The sequence below is a fragment of the Microvirga solisilvae genome, from assembly GCF_022808595.1.
In the GTDB taxonomy this organism is placed as follows: Bacteria; Pseudomonadota; Alphaproteobacteria; order Rhizobiales; family Beijerinckiaceae; genus Microvirga; species Microvirga solisilvae.
Map to the genome: position 1 here is coordinate 308,122 of NZ_JAKUCN010000003.1, position 20,897 is coordinate 329,018.

22 protein-coding genes are annotated in these 20,897 nt (G+C 63.8%); 8 read left to right on the top strand and 14 right to left on the bottom strand.

Translation table 11 applies throughout. From position 1 onward, the window contains the following. Positions 1-140 precede the first annotated feature (140 nt). A complete protein-coding gene (gene hpf, locus MJ639_RS08755) occupies positions 141-545 on the top strand; it encodes a ribosome hibernation-promoting factor, HPF/YfiA family (protein WP_243370417.1) in 405 nt (134 codons plus the stop codon). Positions 546-612: 67 nt separating this feature from the next. Here the strand turns inward: hpf and clpB are convergent, their stop codons facing one another. After that, positions 613-3,237 carry an ATP-dependent chaperone ClpB gene (gene clpB, locus MJ639_RS08760; RefSeq protein ID WP_243370419.1) on the bottom strand — a complete coding sequence of 875 codons (2,625 nt, stop codon included), beginning with the start codon at positions 3,235-3,237 and terminating at the stop codon, positions 613-615. Between the two features lie 190 nt (positions 3,238-3,427). Here clpB and MJ639_RS08765 point away from each other — a divergent pair, with 190 nt between their 5' ends. From MJ639_RS08765 to MJ639_RS08775, 3 genes are all read left to right on the top strand, one after another. Beyond that, complete coding sequence (locus tag MJ639_RS08765) at positions 3,428-3,751, top strand: hypothetical protein (RefSeq protein ID WP_243370421.1); 324 nt, start codon at positions 3,428-3,430, stop codon at positions 3,749-3,751. A 6-nt stretch (positions 3,752-3,757) separates the two neighbouring features. Continuing rightward, a complete protein-coding gene (locus MJ639_RS08770; protein ID WP_243370423.1) occupies positions 3,758-4,027 on the top strand; it encodes a hypothetical protein in 270 nt (89 codons plus the stop codon). Positions 4,028-4,113: 86 nt separating this feature from the next. After that, a complete protein-coding gene (locus MJ639_RS08775; RefSeq protein ID WP_243370425.1) occupies positions 4,114-4,896 on the top strand; it encodes an MOSC domain-containing protein in 783 nt (260 codons plus the stop codon). Between the two features lie 297 nt (positions 4,897-5,193). On the opposite strand, the gene MJ639_RS08780 is transcribed toward MJ639_RS08775, so the two are convergent. From MJ639_RS08780 to MJ639_RS08805, 6 genes are all read right to left on the bottom strand, one after another. Further along, positions 5,194-6,111, bottom strand: coding sequence for a DUF4167 domain-containing protein (locus tag MJ639_RS08780; RefSeq protein WP_243370427.1), 918 nt, complete (start codon positions 6,109-6,111; stop codon positions 5,194-5,196). Between the two features lie 359 nt (positions 6,112-6,470). Further along, positions 6,471-7,325 (bottom strand): peptide chain release factor N(5)-glutamine methyltransferase, encoded by an 855-nt coding sequence (gene prmC / locus MJ639_RS08785; protein ID WP_243370429.1) that lies wholly within the window; start codon positions 7,323-7,325, stop codon positions 6,471-6,473. Next, on the bottom strand, positions 7,322-7,735 hold the full coding sequence (gene fosX, locus MJ639_RS08790; RefSeq protein WP_243370431.1) for a FosX/FosE/FosI family fosfomycin resistance hydrolase: 414 nt from the start codon (positions 7,733-7,735) through the stop codon (positions 7,322-7,324). The genes prmC and fosX overlap by 4 nt, the downstream gene beginning before the upstream one ends. After that, positions 7,732-8,820, bottom strand: coding sequence for a peptide chain release factor 1 (gene prfA / locus MJ639_RS08795; protein WP_243370433.1), 1,089 nt, complete (start codon positions 8,818-8,820; stop codon positions 7,732-7,734). The genes fosX and prfA overlap by 4 nt, the downstream gene beginning before the upstream one ends. Beyond that, a complete protein-coding gene (ptsP, locus tag MJ639_RS08800) occupies positions 8,820-11,087 on the bottom strand; it encodes a phosphoenolpyruvate--protein phosphotransferase (RefSeq protein ID WP_243370434.1) in 2,268 nt (755 codons plus the stop codon). The genes prfA and ptsP overlap by 1 nt, the downstream gene beginning before the upstream one ends. Positions 11,088-11,190: 103 nt before the next feature. Next, entirely contained in the window at positions 11,191-12,429 is a 1,239-nt protein-coding gene (locus MJ639_RS08805) for an aspartate kinase (protein ID WP_243370436.1), read from the bottom strand. 128 nt (positions 12,430-12,557) lie between these two features. Between MJ639_RS08805 and ubiG the strand changes: the two genes are divergently transcribed. Further along, on the top strand, positions 12,558-13,301 hold the full coding sequence (ubiG, locus tag MJ639_RS08810) for a bifunctional 2-polyprenyl-6-hydroxyphenol methylase/3-demethylubiquinol 3-O-methyltransferase UbiG (RefSeq protein WP_243370437.1): 744 nt from the start codon (positions 12,558-12,560) through the stop codon (positions 13,299-13,301). Here ubiG and nhaA read toward each other — a convergent pair. From nhaA to MJ639_RS08840, 6 genes are all read right to left on the bottom strand, one after another. Then, positions 13,274-14,488, bottom strand: a complete 1,215-nt coding sequence (gene nhaA / locus MJ639_RS08815) for a Na+/H+ antiporter NhaA (RefSeq protein ID WP_243370438.1) — start codon at positions 14,486-14,488, stop codon at positions 13,274-13,276. The two genes, ubiG and nhaA, sit on opposite strands and share 28 nt — an antisense overlap. A 102-nt stretch (positions 14,489-14,590) precedes the next feature. Next, complete coding sequence (locus tag MJ639_RS08820) at positions 14,591-15,109, bottom strand: metallophosphoesterase family protein (protein ID WP_243370439.1); 519 nt, start codon at positions 15,107-15,109, stop codon at positions 14,591-14,593. A gap of 106 nt (positions 15,110-15,215) precedes the next feature. Continuing rightward, entirely contained in the window at positions 15,216-15,659 is a 444-nt protein-coding gene (locus tag MJ639_RS08825) for a DUF1178 family protein (protein ID WP_243370440.1), read from the bottom strand. Between the two features lie 40 nt (positions 15,660-15,699). Continuing rightward, a complete protein-coding gene (locus tag MJ639_RS08830; protein ID WP_243370441.1) occupies positions 15,700-16,563 on the bottom strand; it encodes a carbon-nitrogen hydrolase family protein in 864 nt (287 codons plus the stop codon). Positions 16,564-16,575: 12 nt separating this feature from the next. Then, complete coding sequence (gene grxC, locus MJ639_RS08835; protein ID WP_243370442.1) at positions 16,576-16,833, bottom strand: glutaredoxin 3; 258 nt, start codon at positions 16,831-16,833, stop codon at positions 16,576-16,578. A gap of 38 nt (positions 16,834-16,871) precedes the next feature. Beyond that, entirely contained in the window at positions 16,872-17,624 is a 753-nt protein-coding gene (locus MJ639_RS08840; RefSeq protein ID WP_243370443.1) for a ComF family protein, read from the bottom strand. A gap of 127 nt (positions 17,625-17,751) precedes the next feature. Here MJ639_RS08840 and MJ639_RS08845 point away from each other — a divergent pair, with 127 nt between their 5' ends. After that, positions 17,752-18,636 (top strand): methyltransferase domain-containing protein, encoded by an 885-nt coding sequence (locus tag MJ639_RS08845; RefSeq protein ID WP_243370444.1) that lies wholly within the window; start codon positions 17,752-17,754, stop codon positions 18,634-18,636. A gap of 116 nt (positions 18,637-18,752) precedes the next feature. After that, positions 18,753-19,118, top strand: a complete 366-nt coding sequence (locus tag MJ639_RS08850) for a DUF427 domain-containing protein (protein WP_243370446.1) — start codon at positions 18,753-18,755, stop codon at positions 19,116-19,118. 6 nt (positions 19,119-19,124) lie between these two features. Here MJ639_RS08850 and MJ639_RS08855 read toward each other — a convergent pair whose 3' ends face one another. Then, positions 19,125-19,616, bottom strand: a complete 492-nt coding sequence (locus MJ639_RS08855; protein WP_243370447.1) for an Mpo1 family 2-hydroxy fatty acid dioxygenase — start codon at positions 19,614-19,616, stop codon at positions 19,125-19,127. A gap of 128 nt (positions 19,617-19,744) precedes the next feature. Here MJ639_RS08855 and MJ639_RS08860 point away from each other — a divergent pair, with 128 nt between their 5' ends. After that, positions 19,745-20,893 (top strand): iron-containing alcohol dehydrogenase, encoded by a 1,149-nt coding sequence (locus MJ639_RS08860; protein ID WP_243370448.1) that lies wholly within the window; start codon positions 19,745-19,747, stop codon positions 20,891-20,893. Positions 20,894-20,897 lie beyond the last annotated feature (4 nt).

The following is a 20,897-nucleotide window of genomic DNA, read 5'->3' on the forward strand; positions in this document are numbered from 1 at the left end:
CCTCCTCTGCGCGAAGGCTTCCAGTCACGAAAGCTAAACTGGATATAACTTCCGCTGGAAAAATTTGTTTCCTTGCGATGTGAAACCTTCTTGCAGAACAGCCGTTAGCCCCTCGAACCTTCACACAGACGGAGGAGCGAATGAGTCTCGAAGGCGCCGAAAATTCCATCCTGGTGCAAAGCTCAGCAGTTGACCTGGGCGACATGTTTCCCGAGTACGCTAAAACGAATATTCGCCAAGTCGCCGAAAAGTATTTCGGGCGCTTGAGCGCGGCATCGGTGCATGTCACCCGCGACGGCATCACCTATCGCTGCACGGTGAACATCCAGATGGGCGCCCTGAAGAAGATGACCGGCGAGGCCAAGAACAAGGACCTCTATGCCGCGTTCCGGCAGGCCTTGCAGAAATCCGCCAAGCAGTTGCGCCGTTCCAAGCGTGAGCTGCGCGAGGACAAGGCCGAGCGCGTCGATAAGGACGCGCTGCTGCGCGAGGGCAACCGAGCCCCAACGCGAGACGAAGACGACTTTCGCGCCGCCGCAGAGTAAGACGTCATCCTGAAAGCAAGAAAGGCCGGGTTGCCCCGGCCTTTTTGTTGTGCTGTCGGTTTGAGGCTTAGTTCAGCCGCACGCCCTCAGGCGGACGCTCGTTGGTCTTTGCAACAACCGCGTCGCCGATGGTCAGGCCCATGGGGCCTGCGTGTACGGGCACCGTCTCACCATCCTTGATCTCGCCCGCGAGGATGGCCTCTGCCAGAGGATCCTGTACGTTCTTCTGGATCACGCGCTTCAACGGACGCGCGCCATAAGCCGGATCGTAGCCCTTGTCAGCGAGCCATTCGCGTGCATCCGCATCGAGCTCGATGATGATCTTTCGATCGGCCAGCAGCTTCTGCAGGCGGGCGAGCTGGATATCGACGATGGCACCCATCTCCGAGCGCTTCAGGCGATGGAAGAGAATGATCTCGTCCACGCGGTTGAGGAACTCAGGTCTGAAGTGCGAGCGCACCACGCCCATGACTTCGTCGCGCACCGCATCGGTATCCTGACCTTCGGGCTGGTTCACCAGATATTCGGCACCCAGATTCGAGGTCATGATGATGAGCGTGTTGCGGAAGTCCACGGTGCGGCCTTGGCCGTCCGTGAGGCGCCCGTCGTCGAGCACCTGCAAGAGCACGTTGAACACGTCCGGATGCGCCTTCTCGATCTCGTCGAACAGCACCACCTGATAGGGCCTGCGGCGAACGGCTTCCGTCAAAGCGCCGCCCTCCTCGTAGCCCACATAGCCGGGAGGCGCGCCGATGAGACGGGCGACCGAGTGCTTCTCCATGTATTCGGACATGTCGAGGCGCACGAGCGCGGTCTCGTCGTCGAACAGGAAGCTTGCAAGCGCCTTCGTCAGCTCCGTCTTGCCGACGCCTGTGGGGCCGAGGAACATGAACGAGCCGATGGGCCGGTTCGGATCCTGCAGGCCTGCGCGCGCACGACGCACGGCGGTCGAGACTGCCTCGACAGCTTCGCGCTGACCGACGACGCGACGCCCAAGATCCTGCTCCATGTGCAGCAGCTTCTCGCGCTCGCCCTCAAGCATCTTGTCGACAGGCACGCCGGTCCAGCGGGAGACGACGCCTGCCACGTGGTCGGGCGTCACCGCCTCTTCCATCAGGCCGCCGCCATCGGCTTTCGCCTCAACGTCGGCCAACTGCTTTTCGAGCCCCGGAATGACGCCGTAGGAGAGCTCGCCCGCCTTCGCCCAATCGCCGGAACGCTGCGCGTTCGCCAATTGGTTGCGCGCTTCTTCGAGCTTCTTCTTCAGATCGGCGGCAGCACCGAGCTTGTCCTTCTCCGCTTTCCAGCGAGCAGTGATGGCGGAAGACTTCTCCTCCAGATCAGCGAGCTCCTTCGTCAGGCGCTCGAGGCGATCCTTGGAGGCGGCATCCGTCTCCTTCTTCAGCGCTTCCTGCTCGATCTTGAGACGCACGATCTCGCGGTCGATGTTGTCGAGTTCTTCCGGCTTCGAATCGACCTGCATGCGCAGGCGCGAGGATGCCTCGTCCACGAGGTCGATGGCCTTATCGGGAAGGAACCGGTCAGTGATGTAGCGGTTCGAGAGCGTGGCGGCGGCGACAAGTGCGCTATCGGTGATGCGCACGCCGTGATGCTGCTCGTACTTCTCCTTCAGGCCGCGCAGGATCGACACCGTGTCTTCCACGCTGGGCTCGCTCACGAAGACCGGCTGGAAGCGGCGGGCCAGCGCCGCGTCCTTCTCCACATGCTTGCGGTATTCGTCGAGGGTCGTCGCGCCGACGCAGTGCAGCTCGCCGCGCGCGAGCGCGGGCTTCAGAAGGTTCGATGCATCCATCGCACCGTCGGCTTTTCCTGCGCCCACGAGCGTGTGCATCTCGTCGATGAAGAGAATGATGCCGCCTTCGGCTGCTGTCACTTCGCTGAGCACCGCCTTCAGACGCTCTTCGAACTCGCCGCGATATTTCGCGCCCGCGATCAGCGCGCCCATGTCGAGGGCGAGCAGCTGCTTGTCCTTCAGGCTCTCCGGCACGTCGCCGTTGACGATGCGGAGCGCCAAGCCTTCCACGATGGCGGTCTTGCCGACGCCGGGCTCGCCGATGAGAACCGGATTGTTCTTGGTGCGGCGTGAGAGAACCTGGATCGTGCGGCGGATTTCCTCGTCGCGGCCGATCACCGGATCGAGCTTGCCGTCGCGGGCAGCCTCGGTGAGGTCGCGCGCATATTTCTTCAGCGCATCATAGGCGTTTTCCGCCGTCGCATTGTCGGCGGTGCGGCCCTTACGAAGCGCGTTGATGGCGGTGTTGAGCCCTTGGGCGGTCACGCCGGACGCCGCCAGGATCCTGCCAGCTTCCGAATCCTTCTCGACCGCGAGAGCCAGCAGCATGCGCTCGACGGTGACGTAGGAATCGCCGGCCTTCTCCGCAGCTTTCTCGGCGGTGTCGAAGAAGCGCATCAGCTCGCGCGTCGCCTGCGGCTGCGCGGCGGAGCCGGACACTTTCGGCTGCTTGGCGAGCCATTGCTCGATCGCCGCATGCGCATCGCGCGAGCGTCCGCCAGCGCGGTCGATGAGACCGGCGCACAGACCCTCAGGATCGTCGAGCAGAACTTTCAGAAGATGGCCGGGCGAAAGCTGCGGATGGCCCTCCCGCATGGCGAGATTCTGCGCAGCCTGAACGAAACCCCGGGCGCGCTCGGTGTATTTTTCGAAATTCATGATGTCATCCCTCTTCAGGCCGCTCCGCCCTCTTCAGAGGCACGCACCAGCCCTGCGATGTCGGACCCCCGTCAGAGGCATCCGCTGTACTTAAAAGTGGGGGCATCGATGAAGAACAGCAAGAGGGGAACCGCGCCTAAACCCTCGCATTGACCCTGCACGTGATTTCAACGAGTTCGAGGAGGCTCCCATGCCGCGCGACCCGCGCTCAGATGCCGAAAAAGCCCGCGCCGACCTGGCGCGCAATGCCGAGCTGGGCTTGGCAGTTCCCGAAAGCCCGGCGGAGGAACAGCCTTCCGTCACGCCACGGACCTTCGGTGATACCAGCGGGAGCGGACGCGTGCTCCGGAACGGAGAGGGGGCGAAATCCACCGAGGATGGACAGGATATCGGCGATTCCACCGGCACCATGAAGACCTCCCGCGACATCCCGGAGAACCCTCAGAACGTGGAAACCCCGCCCACCCATCGCAGCGACCGGAGCGACGGCGTGCTCTCGCGCGCAAAGGAGTAAATCACCATGGCATTTTCAGATTTTCTGTCCCGTCTTAACCCGAAGAAGCGCAAGGCCGAAAAGGCCCGCCAGGAACTCATGGCCAATGCCGAGAAGGCTTTGCGCATGAAGCAGGAGGCCGGGCCCCAGACCCATATCCCCGAGCATCAGACTGCTCATGAGGGCATGCAGAAAGACCCGCATATGGTGGAGTTCGACCGCAACAGCGGACGCGAGGCCGGCTTCACGCCCCAGCTCAAGCGCTCGAAGGTCGCACGCTCGGGTGATGCTTCGTAAAACCCTGTCGAGATCAGCGATAAGAAAGCCCCGCCGGATGATGGCGGGGCTTTTCTCTTGGATAGTCATGGCTTACCGAGGGTGGCATGACCATCCGCATCGCCTCCCTCCAGCGCTATCCCGTGAAGGGTCTCTCGCCCGAGACCCTCGAATCCGCCGCCCTCGACAAGGGTGGCTATTTTCCAGGCGATCGGGTTTTCGCCATCGAGAACGGGCCTGCGGGCTTCGATCCTTCGAACCCGCAGCATCAGCCGAAGATCAAGTTCCTGATGCTCATGCGTAACGAGAGCTTGGCGCGCTTGAAGACGCGCTATCTCGACCGCATCACGACACTCTTCATCGAAGACGGTGGTCGTGAAGTGGCGCGGGGCGATCTCTCGACGGAGCAGGGACGGCTCGCTATCGAGGCCTTCTTCCGCCGCTTCATGCCGAAGGAGCTGCGCGGCCCGCCGAAGGTGCTCACCTCGCCTGAGGGTTTCCGCTTCACTGATTCACGGCGCGGCTTCGTTTCGCTCATCAATCTCGCCAGCGTGCGGCATTTGGAGAGCGTGATCGGCGCGCCGGTCGATCCGCTGCGTTTTCGCGGCAATGTTCACATCGAGGGCCTGGAGCCGTGGAAGGAGTTCGATCTCGTCGGTCAGGTACTCACCACCGCCTCCGGCGTGCGCCTGAAGGTGACGAAGCGCATCGAGCGCTGCGCGGCCACCAATGTCGATCCCGACACCGGCATCCGCGACCTGCAGATCCCGAAAAGCCTCATGCAGGCCTACGGCCATTTCGATTGCGGCATCTATGCCGAAGTGCTGAGCGGCGGCATCATCGCCATCGGCGATCACTTCGAGACCGAGCAGGCGACGCTGGCGTTGTGAGACAACACGCGTCATCCCGGACGGCGAAAGCCGAGCCGGGATCGCGAGCCGGATAAGGCGCTGGAATACCTCTCCCGGGCGGGAGAGGTCGACGCGCGTCAGCGCGGCGGGTGAGGGCATGCCCTTTCCGGATATGGCATTCCCTCACCCCTACCCCTCTCCCACTCGGGAGAGGGGAACAAGCGCCATTCTTGTCCGACGATCCAGGGTTCTGCTGCGCAGCCCCGGGATGACGCGCCAGACAATAAAAAAGGGAGAGCATCGCTCTCCCTTTTCATTTTCAAAATACTTAAGCCGTTACTCGGCGGCGGGGGTTTCCACGTCCGGCGCGAAGTTGCCGGCTTCCTCGCCGCCTTCGATCATGTCGCGGCGGGGACGGCGCGTGCGGCGGCGCGGACGGTCGTCGCCACCCTCGTTGCCGAAATCCAGGGTCGGAGCTGCGACCTGATCCTCGGATGCCGCCGGGGCGGAGCGCACCGGGTTGGTGAGGAAGGCAGGCAGGCTGCCGCCATCGGACGACTCGGCCTCTTCGCGGGGGCGACGGTCACGCTGGAAGCGCTCGCGGCGATCCCCACGCTCGGGGCGGTCCTGACGCTCACCACGCTCCGGACGATCCTGACGGTCGAAGCGGGCGGGGCGCTCGCCCTCGCCGGCCTGGTCGTCGCGCTGGAAGTCCTGACGATCCTGACCCTGACGGTCCTGACGCGGGCCGCGATCGCGCTGGAAGCGCTCACGACGGTCGCCGCGCTCACCACGATCCTGGCGGTCGCCACGGTCGAAGCGGGCAGGGCGCTCGCCTTCGCCACGGGTCTCGTAAGGCTGCGGCTGAGAGCCGAAATCGCCATCCTCGCCGGTGCCAGCGCCAGTACGCTCGAAGCTCGGGCGGTCTCCGGAGAAGCCCTCCTCGTCGCCTTCGTCCTCGAAGCGCTGCTGGTAGCCATACTGCTCGCGCAGCTGCTCCTGGGCGGCGGCGATGATGCGGAAATAATGCTCGGCGTGCTGGAAATAGTTTTCCGCGGCCACCGGGTCGCCGCTGGCCTGCGCATCGCGGGCGAGCTGGCTGTATTTTTCGGCGATATGCTGAGCCGTGCCGCGGATCTTCACATCCGGGCCGTTCGACTCATAGCTTTTGGTCAAGGGATTGGGACCCTTGTTACCACCACCGCCATTGTTGCGGTTACGACCGCGCATACGCCTGTTTTGTCCTGGTCTCATTTTTTGCTCTACGAGCCTCGCTGGTTCTTTAGCCCACGCGGATATGCAAGCCGAAAATCACCGAACGGGCTCAATGCCCACCGTTCGCGTGGCAAAACCGTCTGTTGTTCAGCCAAGGCGCAAACCAGCGCCCAGCTATCCTTCAGTATCGGGTTCAGATGATCGCGCCAGGCTGTTCAAAAAGCCCCTGCCTGCGCGATGGATATCGTTTGGTCTTCCGGCATGTTCCCCTCAGGGTTTGCCTTTTCTTCCGACCGAGGACGATCTCTATGATCGAATCTAGCGGGTTCCTCCCGGTCCAACAAGCCATTTTTCAGCTTTTACCCCCGCCTGAGGCAAGAATGCCTCACCCTGCACGGTTACGGGCGCCTCATGGCAACGCATCGGGGGTTGTTAGAGAGATCGTGCGCGATCCTCACCATTTCAAGGCCGTTGGCTGCGGCCAAGCCTGTTAAATCCTCGGCCTGGTCGTAGCCGATCTCCACCGCCAAGAGCCCGCCGGGCACCAGGAGACGCTTAGCCTCGCCGAGCAGGATCCGATAGGGCTCCAGCCCATCCGGGCCGCCATCGAGGGCGAGCATCGGGTCATGCTCCCGCACCTCCCGGTCGAGGACGGGAATGACGTCCGAGGCGATATAGGGCGGGTTGGAGACGATCAGGTCGAATCGGCCCGACACCGCATCCGCCCAATGGGACAGAGCAAAGAGGCTGCGCTCACCGACCCCGTTCGCCCAGGCATTGCGGCGGGCGGTCTCGAGGGCTCCGCAGGAGATGTCGATGCCTAAGCCCGTGGTCTGCGGCAGTTCGTGGAGGAGAGCGACCAGGAGGCAGCCGGAGCCAGTGCCGAAATCCGCCATCAGCAGAGGCGCTTTGCGGTTGGGCAGAAGATCGAGCACCGTCTCGACGACGGTCTCTGTATCGGGGCGCGGCACCAGGGTTTCGGGCGAGAGAGCGAAAGGCAGCCCCCAGAACTCGCGCTCGCCGATGATGCGCGCCACCGGCTCATGGGCGAGGCGGCGGCGGGTGAAAGCCTCGAGCCTCTCCGCTTCTTCGGCGGTCAGCGCAATGTCAGGATGAGTGATCAGCTCCGTCGCGGAGACATGCAGCACGGAGAGAAGCAGCAGGCGTGCATCGAGAGACGCCGTTTCGAAACCTGCCTCGGTGAGCGTTTGGCGCAAGGTCTTCAGCGCCTGGGCGCGGGTCGGCGCGCTCACGCCGCAGCACCCCGCCGGTAGCGCTCAAGCCGCTCCTCCAGCGTGCCGGTATGCAGCTCGAACAGGTGGTTGTCGTGATCGTAGAAATAGAGTGAGTGGCCTTCACCTTCGACACGCGGACGTGACTCGCGCATCTCCAGGCCGAGCTTTTCGATGCGTGCGCGGTATTCGTCGATCTCGGAAGCCGCGATCTTGAAGGCAATGTGGTTGTAGGTGCGCGTGGGCAGGCTCTCGCCTTCCATCACCGCAATCCATTGCCCGCCGACGATGAAGAATTTTTCGCGCGAGATCGAGAAGGTGTCGTCACCCGAGGAATAGATTTCCTTGCCGTCGAGAACCTCTTCCACAATCGCGCTCATCCGTTCCAGATCGCTGGTGATGAGCGTGATGTGGCTTAAAGCCTCGATCATGCCGCCTGGTCCTGATCCGCGAGCTGGGCAGCCTGATGCTCGGTGATCAGCGCGTCGATCAGCTCGTCGAGGGAGTTTCCGGCGATCACCTCTTCGAGCTTGTAGAGCGTCAGGTTGATCCGGTGATCCGTCACGCGGCCTTGCGGAAAGTTGTAGGTGCGGATGCGCTCGGAGCGGTCACCGGAGCCCACCTGCGATTTGCGGTCGGCGGCGCGCGCCGCGTCCTTCGCGGTGCGCTCGGCGTCGTAAAGGCGCGAACGCAGCAGCGCCATGGCGCGGGCGCGGTTCTTGTGCTGCGAACGCTCGTCCTGCACGAACACCACGGTGCCGGTCGGAATATGCGTGATGCGGATGGCGGATTCGGTCTTGTTCACGTGCTGGCCGCCGGCACCCTGCGCGCGCATGGTGTCGATCTTCAGATCCGCATCGTTGATGACGATGTCGACATCCTCCGCTTCCGGGAGAACCGCGACGGTGGCGGCGGAGGTGTGGATGCGGCCTTGCGTTTCGGTGTCGGGCACGCGCTGCACGCGATGCACGCCGCTCTCGAATTTCAGGCGGGCGAACACGCCGCGCCCCTTCACCTCGGCCACCACTTCCTTGTAGCCGCCGGCGGTGCCTTCGCTCTCGGAGACGATCTCGACCTTCCAGCCTTTCAGGTCCGCATAGCGCGTATACATGCGCAGTAGATCGCCTGCGAACAACGCGGCCTCGTCGCCGCCGGTGCCGGCGCGGATTTCAAGAATCGCGCTCTTTTCGTCCGCCACATCCTTCGGCAGCAGCATGATGCGCAGATCTTGCGCCGCCTTATTCAGATCCTCGCGCGCCTGTGGCAGCTCTTCCTCGACGAGCTTGCGCATCTCACTGTCGGTCGAGGGATCGTCGATCAGCGTTTGAAGACCTTCGAGATTCTCTTCCATGGCGCGATAGGCGCGGATCGCGCCCACGACGCCGTCGAGCTCGGAGAGTTCGCGCGACAGCGCGACGAAGGTTTCCGGATCGGGGCCGGCATTGAGCGTCGCCGTGATGATATCATGGCGGGCAAGAATAGCGTTCAGGCGGTCGGAGGGAGGCGCAATCGTCATCAGACCGGAATACCACGGCTTTCGGCAAAGTGAGCAAGTCTCGGGCGCAGCGTTTCGCCGCTTCCCGCATGCTCGAGTTCATCGTGAAGGAAGGCGTTGAGCTCCGCGACATCGAGGGCGAGCAGCATGGCTTTCACCGGTCCGATGGAGGCGGGCGACATGGAGAGCGAGCGGAAGCCGAGGCCCAGAAGCGTCATTGCTTCCAAGGGACGTCCGCCGATCTCGCCGCAGAGCGTTGCCTGGCAGCCCGATGCATTGGCCTGGTCCGCGACCATCTTCAAAGCGCGCAGCATGGGCACGCTCAATGCATCGAAGCGATCCGCCACGCGGCGGTTTTCGCGGTCGATGGCGAAGAGAAACTGCATCAGGTCGTTCGAGCCAATGGAGACGAAATCGGCCCGCTCGCAGATTTCCTTGAGCTGGAAGAGCAGTGACGGCACTTCCAGCATCACGCCGAGCTTGAGATCGGAGGGCAGGGCGTGACCGTGGCTGGAGAGATAGCTCTTCTCGCGTTCCACGATCTGCTTGGCGCGCTCGAACTCGTCGCAGGTCGCCACCATCGGGAACATGATTTTCAGGGGGCGCCCGGCGGCGGCTTTCAGCAGCGCGCGCACCTGCGCGCGCAGCAAGCCAGGACGGTCGAGGCCGATGCGGATGGCGCGCCAGCCGAGAGCCGGGTTCTCTTCCTCCACCGCCTGCATGTAAGGCAGGATCTTGTCGCCGCCGATATCGAGCGTGCGGAAGGTGACGGGCTTGTCGCCGGTTTCCGCGAACACGGCGCTGTAGAGCGCCTGCTGGTCGGAAGCGGACGGCATCTTCTCCGCGATCATGAACTGCAATTCGGTGCGGAACAGGCCGACGCCGGCAGCACCCGTCTCTTCGAGATGCGGCAGATCGACGAGAAGCCCTGCATTGAGCTGCAGCGTGATCTCCGCGCCGTCCTTCGTGACGGACGGCACGTTGCGCAGCTTGAGATATTGCTCCTGACGCTTGGCGCGAAGCCGCGCCTTTTCGGCGTAGGCTGCTTCCACATCCGCATTTGGACGGATCTGCACTTCGCCCGCAGCACCATCGACGATGATGGCATCGCCAGGTTCCGTGAGTGACGTCGCGTTCGACACTTCGCCCACGGCGGGAATGCCGAGTGCGCGCGCCACGATGGCGATGTGGCTCGTGGGTCCGCCTTCTTCGAGCACGAGGCCGCGCAGGCGCGAGCGGTCGTAATCGAGCAGCGCCGCTGGGCCCATGGAGCGGGCGACGAGAATAGCGTTGTCGGGCAGGGAATGACGATCCGCCACCAAGTCGCGTCCGACGAGGCGGAAGAGCAGGCGGTTGGCGAGATCGTCGAGATCGTGCAGACGCTCGCGCAGGTAAGGATCCGTCTGGCGCAGCATGCGGGCGCGGTTGTCCGATTGCACGCGCTCCACGGCGGCCTCCGCCGTGAGGCCGGACGAGACCGCCTCGCGCATGCGGCGCAGCCAGCCCTGGTCGTGGGCGAACATGCGGAAGGTTTCCAGCACCTCGCGGTGCTCGCCGTGATGGGCCACGTCGCCGCGCTCGATCAGCTCGTCGATGGAGGCGCGCACTTCGCCGATGGCTTTCTCCAGGCGCTGGAGCTCTCCCTCGACATTCTCGGCGATCAGGTTCTTGATGACGACGCGCGGCTCGTGCAGCACCACATGGCCGAGGCCCACGCCGTCGGCAAGCGCTGTGCCCTTCTGGTAGACGGGGCGGCGTAGCGCAATGCCGGTCTCGACCGGGGCGAGAGCCTGCAACTCGCCGGTCGCCAGCATCTCGGCCACCACCATGGCGGTGGTCTGAAGCGCCTCGACCTCTTCCTCGGTATAGACGCGGTATGTGCGGTTCTGGACGACGAGGACGCCGAGCGTATTGCCCGCACGCAGCAGCGGCACGCCGAGGAAGGCGTGATAGATCTCTTCGCCCGTCTCCGGCTTGTAGGAGAAGGAGGGGTGGCTCTGGGCGTCGGAAAGGGCGAGCGGTTCGGCGGTCGAGGCGATGAGGCCGACAAGGCCTTCGCCCGAGCGCATGACGGTGAGGTGGACGGCTTCCCGGTTCAGACCTTCAGTCGCGAACAGCTCAAGCACGCCATCGCCGCGCATCACGTAGACGGAGCACACCTCCGCCACCATGTTCGCGGCAATCTGGATGACGATCTTGTCGAGGCGGTCCTGGGCCCCCACCGGCTCCGCCATGATCTCGCGGAGGCGGCGCAGCAGAAGGCGCGGACCGCCGGGAGCGCTTGGCATGAGCTTTAAGGTTCCCGTCCTTCGGAGCCGGCAAGGCGAACCGGCGGTTGTCTATAGAGTGTTGCAGCCCGACGGACCCGGCGTCAATCGGGCCGAACCGCGATCAGGCCTTATCCAGGCCGTATAGCGAGTGGAGCGTACGCACGGCAAGCTCCGTATAGGCGGAGTCGATCAAAACCGAGAATTTAATCTCCGAGGTCGTGATCGCGCGGATGTTGATGCCCTTGTCGGCCAGGGCCTTGAAGGCCTTGGCCGCCACGCCCGCATGGCTGCGCATGCCCACGCCGATGGCCGAGACCTTCACCACGTCGGTGGCGCCCTGGAGATCGCGGAACTCGATCTCCTCCTTATGGGCGTTCAGCACCGCGCAGGCCCGTTCGTACTCGGCGGAAGGCACCGTGAAGGTGATGTCCGTGGTGGTGGTGTCGTCCGAGACCACCTGGATGATCATGTCCACGTTGATGTTGGCGTCGGCCAACGGCACGAAGATCGAGGCGGCGATGCCCGGCTTGTCGGCCACATTCCGCAACGTAATCTGGGCTTCGTCGCGCGAATAGGCGATGCCCGTGACAACCTGCTGTTCCATGATGTCTTCCTCGTCGCAGATGAGGGTGCCGAGCTTGGGGTCGGCGGGATCGTCGAAGCTGGAGCGCACATAGGTCGGGACCCGGTGCATCATGGCGAGCTCGACCGAGCGCACCTGGAGCACCTTGGCCCCGAGGGAGGCCATTTCCAGCATTTCCTCGTAGGAAACCTTATCCAGGCGCTGCGCCTTGGGCACGATGCGCGGATCGGTGGTGTAGACGCCGTCCACGTCCGTATAGATATCGCAGCGCTCGGCGCCGATGGCGGCGGCCAGCGCCACGGCGCTGGTATCCGAGCCGCCGCGGCCGAGCGTCGTGACCCGGCGGGTGTCCTGATGGACGCCCTGGAAACCGGAGACGACAGCGATTTCCTTATTCTTTTCAAAGCCTTCGATGATGCCGGAGCCATCGATGTCGGCGATGCGGGCCGAGCCGTGGGCATCCGAGGTCATGATCGGGATCTGCCAGCCCTGCCAGGACCGGGCCTTGAGGCCGATTTCCTGCAAGGCGAGGGCCAAAAGGCCGGACGTGACCTGCTCGCCGGAGGCGACGACCACGTCGTATTCCTTGGAATCGTAGAGGGCGGAAGCCTCTTTCACCCAGCCGACGAGCTCGTTGGTCTTGCCCGACATGGCCGAGACCACCACGGCCACGTCGAAACCGGCCTCGACCTCGCGTTTGACGTGCCGCGCCACGTTGCGGATGCGCTCTACGTTGGCGACGGATGTACCGCCGAACTTCATGACAAGACGGGGCATGCGAAGAAGGCCGTGGGTTAAGGGAAATTTTTGCCCTTCGCGGCGCGAGAAGGCGCGTATACATGACGGTAGGGCCGCGCCCTGTCAACGCGCGGAAATCAATTCTTTAGCCTAAGGAATCGGATCTCATGACGGATGCCGCCTCCACGACCATCGACCCCGCCGAGGTCGCCCGTTTCGAGAAGATTGCCGAGACCTGGTGGGACCCGAGCGGCCCCATGAAGGTGCTGCACAAGTTCAACCCGGTCCGCCTCGCCTATATCCGGGACGAGGCCTGCCGTCGCTTTGAGCGTGATCCGCGCTCCGCCCGCTCCCTCGAGGGTTTGGCGATCCTCGACGTGGGCTGCGGTGGTGGCGTGCTGTCCGAACCGCTGGCTCGGCTCGGCGCCACGGTGACCGGGCTCGATCCCGCCCCCACCAACATCTCGGTGGCAAAACTTCATGCGGAGCGCGCGGGGGTGCCCGTCGATTTTCGCAACGAGACCGTCGAGGCCGTGGTGGCGAGGGGTGAGACCTTCGACATCGTGCTCGCCATGGAGGTGGTGGAGCACGTAGCCGATGTGCAGGCCTTCGTGAATGCCTGCGCCAAGGCCGTGAAGCCGGGTGGGGTTCTCGTCATGGCGACGCTCAACCGGACGCTTCGCTCCTTCGCCTCCGCCATCGTGGGCGCCGAATACATCCTCGGCTGGCTGCCGAAGGGCACGCATGAATGGGACAAGTTCGTCACGCCCGACGAGCTCACCGATGCGCTGAGGCAGGCCGGCTTCGGCGTGAACGACCTCACCGGCGTCGGCTACAATCCGCTGCGGGACAGCTGGGCGCTGAGCCGGGATCTCTCCGTCAACTACATGCTGCTCGCCTCGCGCACCTGAAGCTTTTCGCGCGGCGCGAAGCTCAAGAGCACGTAGCCTACGAGACCTGAAAGGGCGGAGCCCATCAGCACGCCGATCTTGGCCTCGTCCCCGAGCACCGGATCGCCGGGGAAGGCGAGGGCGCCGATGAACAGGCTCATGGTGAAGCCGATGCCGCAGAGAAGCGCCACGCCGTAGCATTGCAGCCGCGTGGCGTTCGCGGGCACGTCCGCGAAGCCGAGCCTGATGGCCGCTTCAGAGAATGCGAAGACGCCGGCCTGCTTGCCGATGAAGAGGCCCATGGCGATGCCGAGCGGCAGCGGGCTCATGAGCGCATCGAGCGAGAGGCCCGACAAAGCCACGCCCGCATTGGCGAGGCCGAAGATCGGGATGATGCCGTAAGCGACGGGCTTATGGAGCGCATGTTCCAGACGATGCAAAGGCGCATCCTCCGCACGCGTCTTCTTCGGGTCGGGATGAAGCGGAATGGTGAGCGCCAGCGCCACGCCTGCGAGCGTCGCGTGAATGCCCGACTTCAGCACGAAGAACCACAGCACAGCGCCGAGGATGAGATAGGGCACAAGACTTGTGACGTTGAAGCGGTTGAGGGCAATGAGCGCGACAAGACAGAGCGCGGCCAAGCCCAGCATCACGAGCGAGAGATCACTCGTATAGAACAGGGCAATGATGATGATCGCGCCGAGATCATCGAGGATCGCAAGCGCCGTCAGGAAGATCTTGAGCGATGTCGGCACGCGCGAGCCGAGCACCGCCAATACGCCGAGGGCGAAGGCGATGTCGGTGGCGGCGGGAATAGCCCAGCCGTGATGAAGCTGCGGCTCGTTGCGGGTGATCGCGAGATAGACAAGCGCCGGCGCGATCATGCCGCCGAGCGCGGCGATGCCGGGCAGGATGCGGCGCGGCCAGGTGGAGAGCTGCCCGTCCAGCATCTCGCGCTTGATTTCGAGGCCCACCAGCAGGAAGAACACCGCCATCAACGCATCGTTGATCCAATGCAGGATGCTTAGGCCGAAGACATAGGTTTTCAGAATGCCGAAATAGAGATCCGCTGCTGGCGAGTTGGCGAGGACGAGCGCGATCACCGTCACGCCCATGAGGATCATGCCGCCCGAGGCTTCGCTGTCGAAGAACTTGCGCATCAATGAAATGCGCCGTGTCGGCGTCAGGTCGCTCTTCGGCTGATCCATTCCTTGCTCCTTCTTCTCAGAACCCGTCATACGCGAAAATGTTCTGAGATGGAGAGCTTAAGCACAGGTTCCCGATAACAATACCGGGAGCGGTTCCCCTGCTCACGCCTGTGAGGGAATGCGGCGTCTCTTGGTGGTAAGGATCGTGTCGAGGGTCACCGGGCGGTAATCCCAGGCATCGACGCCGACATCGTATTGCCGGGTCTGCGGCTTCAGCTTGGCGTGCGAATGGCCATGCAGGTCGATCCAGCCGCGGCCCATGTTCTTCCAGGTGCGGAAGGCGTAGTGGCACATCACCACGCCGCGTCCCTCCACATTCAGCTCCGCATAGGCCTGCACGCTCGCCCAGCCCTTCGCCGCGAGCGTCGCATCCGCGTCATTGTTGCCGGTGATCAGATGCTTGCGTCCATGAAGCTGCGACAGCAGCTCCTCGACCCGCTCCGGGCGAACATGCAGGGCGAAGTCGCCCAGATGCCAGATCTCGTCGTCGGGGGAGACGGTCTCGTTCCAATTGGCGATGAGCGCCTCGTCATGTTCGGCAATTGTCGCGAACGGGCGCTTGTCGATGCGCAGCACCCGTGGATCGCCGAAATGCGTGTCGCTCGTGAAGAAGATCGCCAAGGCTTATCCTTGCTTGCAGTTCCGGGCCTGCGGTCGCACGAGGATATAGGAAAATAGGGCTGCTCTGTGCAGGATAAGACGTATTACTCCTCTCGCGCTGATCGGATCAGTTCCGGTCATCCGGCACGACAGGGATCGGCAGCACGTCGATTCCTTCTTCCAGGAGTGCGCGGGCTTCTTCGAGGTCGGCCTCGCCGCGGATAGAGCGTTCCTCCGCTTCGCCGTAATGCATCTTGCGCGCTTCCTCGACGAAGTTCTTGCCCACATCCTCCGAGTTCTTCAGCACCTGCTCGCACAGCGCACGCAAGGCCGCGCGGATTTCCTGCTCCTTGTCGGAGAGAACGGCCATGGGCTGCATGTCAGCTTGCACGACGGGCGCCTTGTCCGTGCGCGCGACGGACGGCGCCATGATCTGCTTATCGACCTTCGCCGAATTGCAGAACGGGCACGTCACGAAACCGCGCTTGCGCTGTTCTTCGAAGGCCTCGCTCGAGGGAAACCAGCTTTCGAATTCGTGGGCCTGCTCGCAGGCCAGGGCGTATTTGATCATGTCCTTGAACGAAGGGTTACGCGATACGCAAACATGACTATCAGGCGGATGCCGCCTGACGGGACTCGGAGGCCAACACAGTCTGAACTTTGAAAGAACGCGCATTCTTCAACGTCGGAATGCGTCCGCGCACTTCCGTGACAAGGGCCGGGTCGATCTCGGCGAGGATCACGCCGGGCTCCGTGCCCGCTTCCGCCAGCACGCGGCCCCACGGATCGACGATGATAGAATGACCGAAGGTCTCGCGGCCGTCCTCATGCGTTCCGCCTTGCGCGGCCGAGATCATGAAGGAGCCGGTTTCGATGGCGCGGGCGCGGTGCAGGATGTTCCAATGCGCCTCTCCGGTCTGCTTTGTGAAGGCGGCGGGAGCCGAGAGGAACGATGCGCCGTGCTCGGCAAGCGCCTTGTAGAGTGCTGCGAAGCGCACGTCGTAGCAGATGGTCATGCCGAGATAGCCCCAGGGCGTCTCGGCCAGCACTGCCGTGTTGCCGCCGGTATAGGTCGCGGATTCGCGCCAGCTCTCACCGTTCGGCAAATCCACGTCGTAGAGATGGATCTTGTCGTAGGAAGCGACGATCTCGCCGCTCGCGTCGATGAGAAATGCGCGGTTGGCGACCTTGTCGCCTTCTCTCACGGCGATGGAGCCGATCTGGACTACGATGTTCCTTTCCCGCGCTACCTCGCGAAGAGCCGCGAGCACCGGATCGCTCGCCTGACCGCCGACCTTCTCGAACATCTCCGCACGGTCGCGGCAGACGAGAGAGGTCATCTCTGGCGTCTGGGCGAAATGCGCGCCCTTGTCCGCCGCTTCGCGGATGAGGGCGACGGCGGTATCGCGGTTCTTCAGAACGTCGCGGCCGGAGCGCATCTGGATGCAGGCGGCGGTAAAGCGGGTCGAGGTCATGAAAGGTCTCCGTCAGGCCTGCAGAAGGGGTTCGAGTCCGCCCCGGTCGTCGAGGGCGTAGAGGTCGTCGCAGCCGCCCACATGCTTATCGTTGATGAAGATCTGCGGCACGGTGGTGCGTCCACCCGCCTTCTGGATCATCTCCGCCCGCGCCTCGGGCGTCTTCTCGATATCGATCTCGGTGAAGGCCGCGCCTTTGTTGCCGAGCAGCTCTTTCGCGGCGGCGCAATAAGGGCACCAGCTCTTGGTGTAGATCGTGATGGACGGCATCAAATGTCTCCGAACGTTAAGCCTAGATATAGGAGCAATCAGCTCTCTGTAACAACCCGCGCGAAGGCGAGAATGTCCACCTTGGCCGCCCCACCCCTTAAGAGCGCCCGCGAGGCGGCATTGGCGGTGGAGCCCGTGGTGAGCACGTCATCGATGAGAAGAACCGTTTTGCCCTTCAGCCGCGCCTTGGCTTCGGGCAGCACGCGGAAGGCGCCTTGCAGGTTCTCCTGACGCTGCGCCTTGGTGAGTCCCACCTGACGGCGGGTACGTTTGACGCGATGAAGCAGAGAGGGATCGCAGGGCACGCCGCTTTCAGCCGCCACAATCTGCGCCAGGGCCATGGCTTGGTTGAAGCGCCGCCGCCACAAGCGCCAGCGATGCAGCGGCACGGGCACGATCACATCCGCTTCCGCCAGCAGTTCAGCGCCCGCCCTGGTCATCATGGTGCCCAGCGCCCGGGCCAGCTCCAGCCGGTCGTTGTATTTGAGGCGATGCACCAGGAGGCTCGCTGTGCCGTCATATTCTGCCACCGCCCGCGCACGCTGAAAGACCGGCGGGTCGGCGATGGCGGCAGGCGAGAGCAGGGACTGGCCGAGATCGACCTGGAACGGGGTTCCGAGCCGCTCGCAGAACGGGCGCTCGATGAAGCGGATGCCGGACCAGCAGGCGGCGCACAACCCATGCGGCTCGCCCGTCGCCCCCTGGCAGGCGATGCAGCTCGGCGGGTAAAGGAGGCCAAGCGCAGCCTTCGCCATGCGCGCACCAAAGGAGAGCACGGGCTTGAAGGGCATAAGGCTCGGTTGAGGCTCCATGGTCATGATCGAAGCTTAGCCGATCGGCCGCGCCTGTGCATCTCTTCGCGGCGAGCATGAAAAACTCCTTGGTTCTTGTGACCGAAGAGGCCATATCGAGCGCCTGATGAGCACACCTGACGTCTTCGACCGCTCCCTTGTCCGCCGCCGCCTCGCCCGCGCCTTGAAGGCGGGCTATGCCGATTTCCTTCTCCTTCGCACTGTCGAGGATCTGCAGGAGCGGCTGTCGACCGTGCTCCGGTCCTTTCCTCTGGCTCTCGATGTGGGAACGCCGACCGCCGCCGCCGCCGCCGCTCTGCGCCGCAGCGGCCTTGCGGAAAAGGTCGTGCGTCTCGCACCCGTGGCGGAAGCAGGCGCCGTGCTCGGCGACGAGGAGCGGCTGCCTTTCTCCGGCGAGCAATTCGATCTCGCCGTCTCCCTGCTGGCGTTGCAGAGTGTGAACGACCTGCCGGGCGCGCTCATCCAGATTCGCCGCGCGCTGAAAGCCGACGGCCTCTTCATGGGCGCGTTGCTCGGCGGCGCGACGCTTACCGAGTTGCGTCAGGCCCTCACCCAGGCCGAGGCCGAGATCGAGGGCGGCGTGAGTCCCCGCGTCGCGCCCTTCGCTGACCTGCGCGATATCGGCGGCCTTCTGCAACGCGCGGGCTTTGCACTGCCGGTTACCGATTCGGACGTGATCCGCGTGCGCTACGCCAATGCCTTCGCCCTCATGCGCGATCTTCGCGCCATGGGGCTGACCAACGCGCTCAACGACCGCCGCCGTACGCCTTTGAAGCGCGCCACCCTGTTCCGTGCGGCGGAGATCTATGCGGAGCGTTTCGCCGATCCGGACGGGCGAATTCCCGCGACTTTCGAGATCGTGTGGCTCTCCGGCTGGACGCCACATGAGAGCCAGCAGAAGCCCCTGCGGCCAGGCTCCGCCAAGGTGAGGCTGGCGGATGCGCTGGGCACGAAGGAGGGCAATCCTTCGCCCGAGCTCAAGAAGGATTGATCTTCCGTATCAATGCTCTTCCGTGGTGGTGCCCTTGGGCTGCAACCGGGCTGCTCTAGTTCCATTCTTCAGGAGACAATCCTCCTTGAAAGCCATGTGCTGAGAGTCCCTGTGTCATGAGAGAGCCCGGCCCGGACCATCCGATCACGATCACGCAGAACCCGCACCGTATCCGGGTCATGCTCGGCGGCTTCATCATCGCCGAAACCACGCGGGCGCTCACGCTGAAGGAAGCCACGCTTCCCCCGGTGCAGTACATCCCACGGGAGGATGTGCGCATGGACCTGCTTGATTCCACCGATCACATCTCCCATTGCCCCTATAAGGGCGATGCCTCGTATTTCACCGTCTCGGGCGGCGGCCTCGTGCGCGAGAACGCCGCCTGGAGCTATGAAAATCCGTCGCCCTCGGTCGCGGGCATCAAGGAGCACATCGCCTTCTATCCGGAGAAGGTCGACGACATCGAGGAATTCACCGACTGACATTCCTCATGCCTGCTTCGTCTCATCGCTCGTGAGGCGCGCGAGATCGCGGCGTAGTCCCAGCATCATCAGCACCTCGGCCATGATGAACATGGGCCCGATGAAAGCCTGGAACAGATTGTCCATGAGCGCCGGCCTGCGACCCTCGAAAGCATGGCCCACGAGCTGAAACACCCAGCCGCCGACGAACAGCAGCGCGAACAGCCACCATGTCGGGCCGCTGCCGTATGTTCCAGAAAACCAGTTGGAAAACAGGATCATCGGCAACAACACTACGGCCATGGCGAGGCCGATTGTGACGTCCAGGGCGATCCAGCCTAAGAGCGCGAGCACGCCGACAATCCAGGCGCCCGAGATTCCGCCGGGCTGCCAGAGGGCGAGGATCAGCAGAAGCGACAGCACGATGGCGGGAATGCCGATGAAATGCGTGGCGCGGTTGCGATGGTCCCGGTGGTAGCTGGAATAGGTGGCGAGCTGGCGTTCGAACAATGCGGACATGGACGGCCTCCCTTGTTGTTTGATGAAACAATGTAGAGGAACGAAAGCGGATGGCGAGCAGGCTTTTAGTGGGGCTTGCTGACATCCTGTCTTCGCGCCAGTCTCTCCTTCGAAAACCGAGTGATGCCATGCAATCCTTCACCTTCAACACCGCCCCATCCCTCGTCTTCGGTGCCGGCAGCATCGCGCGCCTCGGCAATGTCGCCGCGCAGCAACTGGGGCCCCGCATCATGATCGTCACCGATGCGGGACTGGTGAAGGCCGGGTTGCTCGAAAAGGCGGTGCATGCCTTGGAGGGAGCTGGCGTTGCCGTGAGCGTGTTCGACGGCGTTGTCGCCGATCCGCCCGAGGCGGTGGTGCTGGCGGCGGTTGCGCAGGCGAAGGCGTTCGACGCGCGGGCCGTGATCGGATTCGGCGGCGGATCCTCCATCGACGTGGCGAAGCTCGTGGCGCTGCTGGTGCGAAGTGGCGAGGAATTGTCGGAGATTTATGGTGTAGGCATTGCAAAGGGACCGAGGCTTCCGCTCCTCGCCGTTCCGACGACGGCGGGTACCGGATCGGAGGTGACGCCGATTTCCATCGTCACGACCGGCGCGCATGAGAAGAAGGGCGTGGTCTCACCGCTCATCATTCCCGACATCGCACTTCTCGACCCGGAGCTCACGCTGAACCTTCCGCCGCATGTCACGGCAGCGACCGGCATCGATGCGATGGTCCATGCCATCGAGGCCTATACCTCGACGAGCGCCAACAACAATCCGGTCTCGAAGGCGCTGGCGAAAGAGGCGCTGCATCTGTTGGGCCGCAACATCGAGCGCGCCGTGCATCACGGTCAGGACGGCGAGGCGAGGGCGGCGATGCTCATCGGCTCCATGCTCGCGGGCCAGGCTTTCGCCAATTCACCCGTCGCCGCCGTGCATGCACTGGCCTATCCCATCGGCGGGCATTTCGGCGTGCCGCATGGCCTCTCTAACGCGCTCGTGCTGCCGCATGTTCTGCGCTTCAACGCGAGCGCCTGCGAGCAGGCCTATGCGGATCTTGCGCCGCATGCTTTCCCTGAACTTGCCGAAAACGCGAGCGCGGATGCCTTCGTCGAGGCGCTTGCTGCTCTCTGCACGAAGGTCGGCCTGCAGCCGCGCCTGCGCGATGTGGGAATCCCGCAGGATGCGCTGCCGATGCTGGCGGAGGATGCCATGAAGCAGACGCGCCTTCTCGTGAACAACCCGCGTCCGCTCACCTTGGACGATGCGCGCGCGATCTACGAAGCGGCCTGGTAAGAAG

Coding starts and splice junctions, on each gene's coding strand:
- hpf (WP_243370417.1), top strand. CDS start 141: ATGAGTCTCGAAGGCGCCGAAAATTCCATCCTGGTGCAAAGCTCAGCA.
- clpB (WP_243370419.1), bottom strand. CDS start 3,237: ATGAATTTCGAAAAATACACCGAGCGCGCCCGGGGTTTCGTTCAGGCT.
- MJ639_RS08765 (WP_243370421.1), top strand. CDS start 3,428: ATGCCGCGCGACCCGCGCTCAGATGCCGAAAAAGCCCGCGCCGACCTG.
- MJ639_RS08770 (WP_243370423.1), top strand. CDS start 3,758: ATGGCATTTTCAGATTTTCTGTCCCGTCTTAACCCGAAGAAGCGCAAG.
- MJ639_RS08775 (WP_243370425.1), top strand. CDS start 4,114: ATGACCATCCGCATCGCCTCCCTCCAGCGCTATCCCGTGAAGGGTCTC.
- MJ639_RS08780 (WP_243370427.1), bottom strand. CDS start 6,111: ATGAGACCAGGACAAAACAGGCGTATGCGCGGTCGTAACCGCAACAAT.
- fosX (WP_243370431.1), bottom strand. CDS start 7,735: ATGATCGAGGCTTTAAGCCACATCACGCTCATCACCAGCGATCTGGAA.
- prfA (WP_243370433.1), bottom strand. CDS start 8,820: ATGACGATTGCGCCTCCCTCCGACCGCCTGAACGCTATTCTTGCCCGC.
- ptsP (WP_243370434.1), bottom strand. CDS start 11,087: ATGCCAAGCGCTCCCGGCGGTCCGCGCCTTCTGCTGCGCCGCCTCCGC.
- MJ639_RS08805 (WP_243370436.1), bottom strand. CDS start 12,429: ATGCCCCGTCTTGTCATGAAGTTCGGCGGTACATCCGTCGCCAACGTA.
- ubiG (WP_243370437.1), top strand. CDS start 12,558: ATGACGGATGCCGCCTCCACGACCATCGACCCCGCCGAGGTCGCCCGT.
- nhaA (WP_243370438.1), bottom strand. CDS start 14,488: ATGGATCAGCCGAAGAGCGACCTGACGCCGACACGGCGCATTTCATTG.
- MJ639_RS08825 (WP_243370440.1), bottom strand. CDS start 15,659: ATGATCAAATACGCCCTGGCCTGCGAGCAGGCCCACGAATTCGAAAGC.
- MJ639_RS08830 (WP_243370441.1), bottom strand. CDS start 16,563: ATGACCTCGACCCGCTTTACCGCCGCCTGCATCCAGATGCGCTCCGGC.
- grxC (WP_243370442.1), bottom strand. CDS start 16,833: ATGCCGTCCATCACGATCTACACCAAGAGCTGGTGCCCTTATTGCGCC.
- MJ639_RS08840 (WP_243370443.1), bottom strand. CDS start 17,624: ATGCCCTTCAAGCCCGTGCTCTCCTTTGGTGCGCGCATGGCGAAGGCT.
- MJ639_RS08845 (WP_243370444.1), top strand. CDS start 17,752: ATGAGCACACCTGACGTCTTCGACCGCTCCCTTGTCCGCCGCCGCCTC.
- MJ639_RS08850 (WP_243370446.1), top strand. CDS start 18,753: ATGAGAGAGCCCGGCCCGGACCATCCGATCACGATCACGCAGAACCCG.
- MJ639_RS08855 (WP_243370447.1), bottom strand. CDS start 19,616: ATGTCCGCATTGTTCGAACGCCAGCTCGCCACCTATTCCAGCTACCAC.
- MJ639_RS08860 (WP_243370448.1), top strand. CDS start 19,745: ATGCAATCCTTCACCTTCAACACCGCCCCATCCCTCGTCTTCGGTGCC.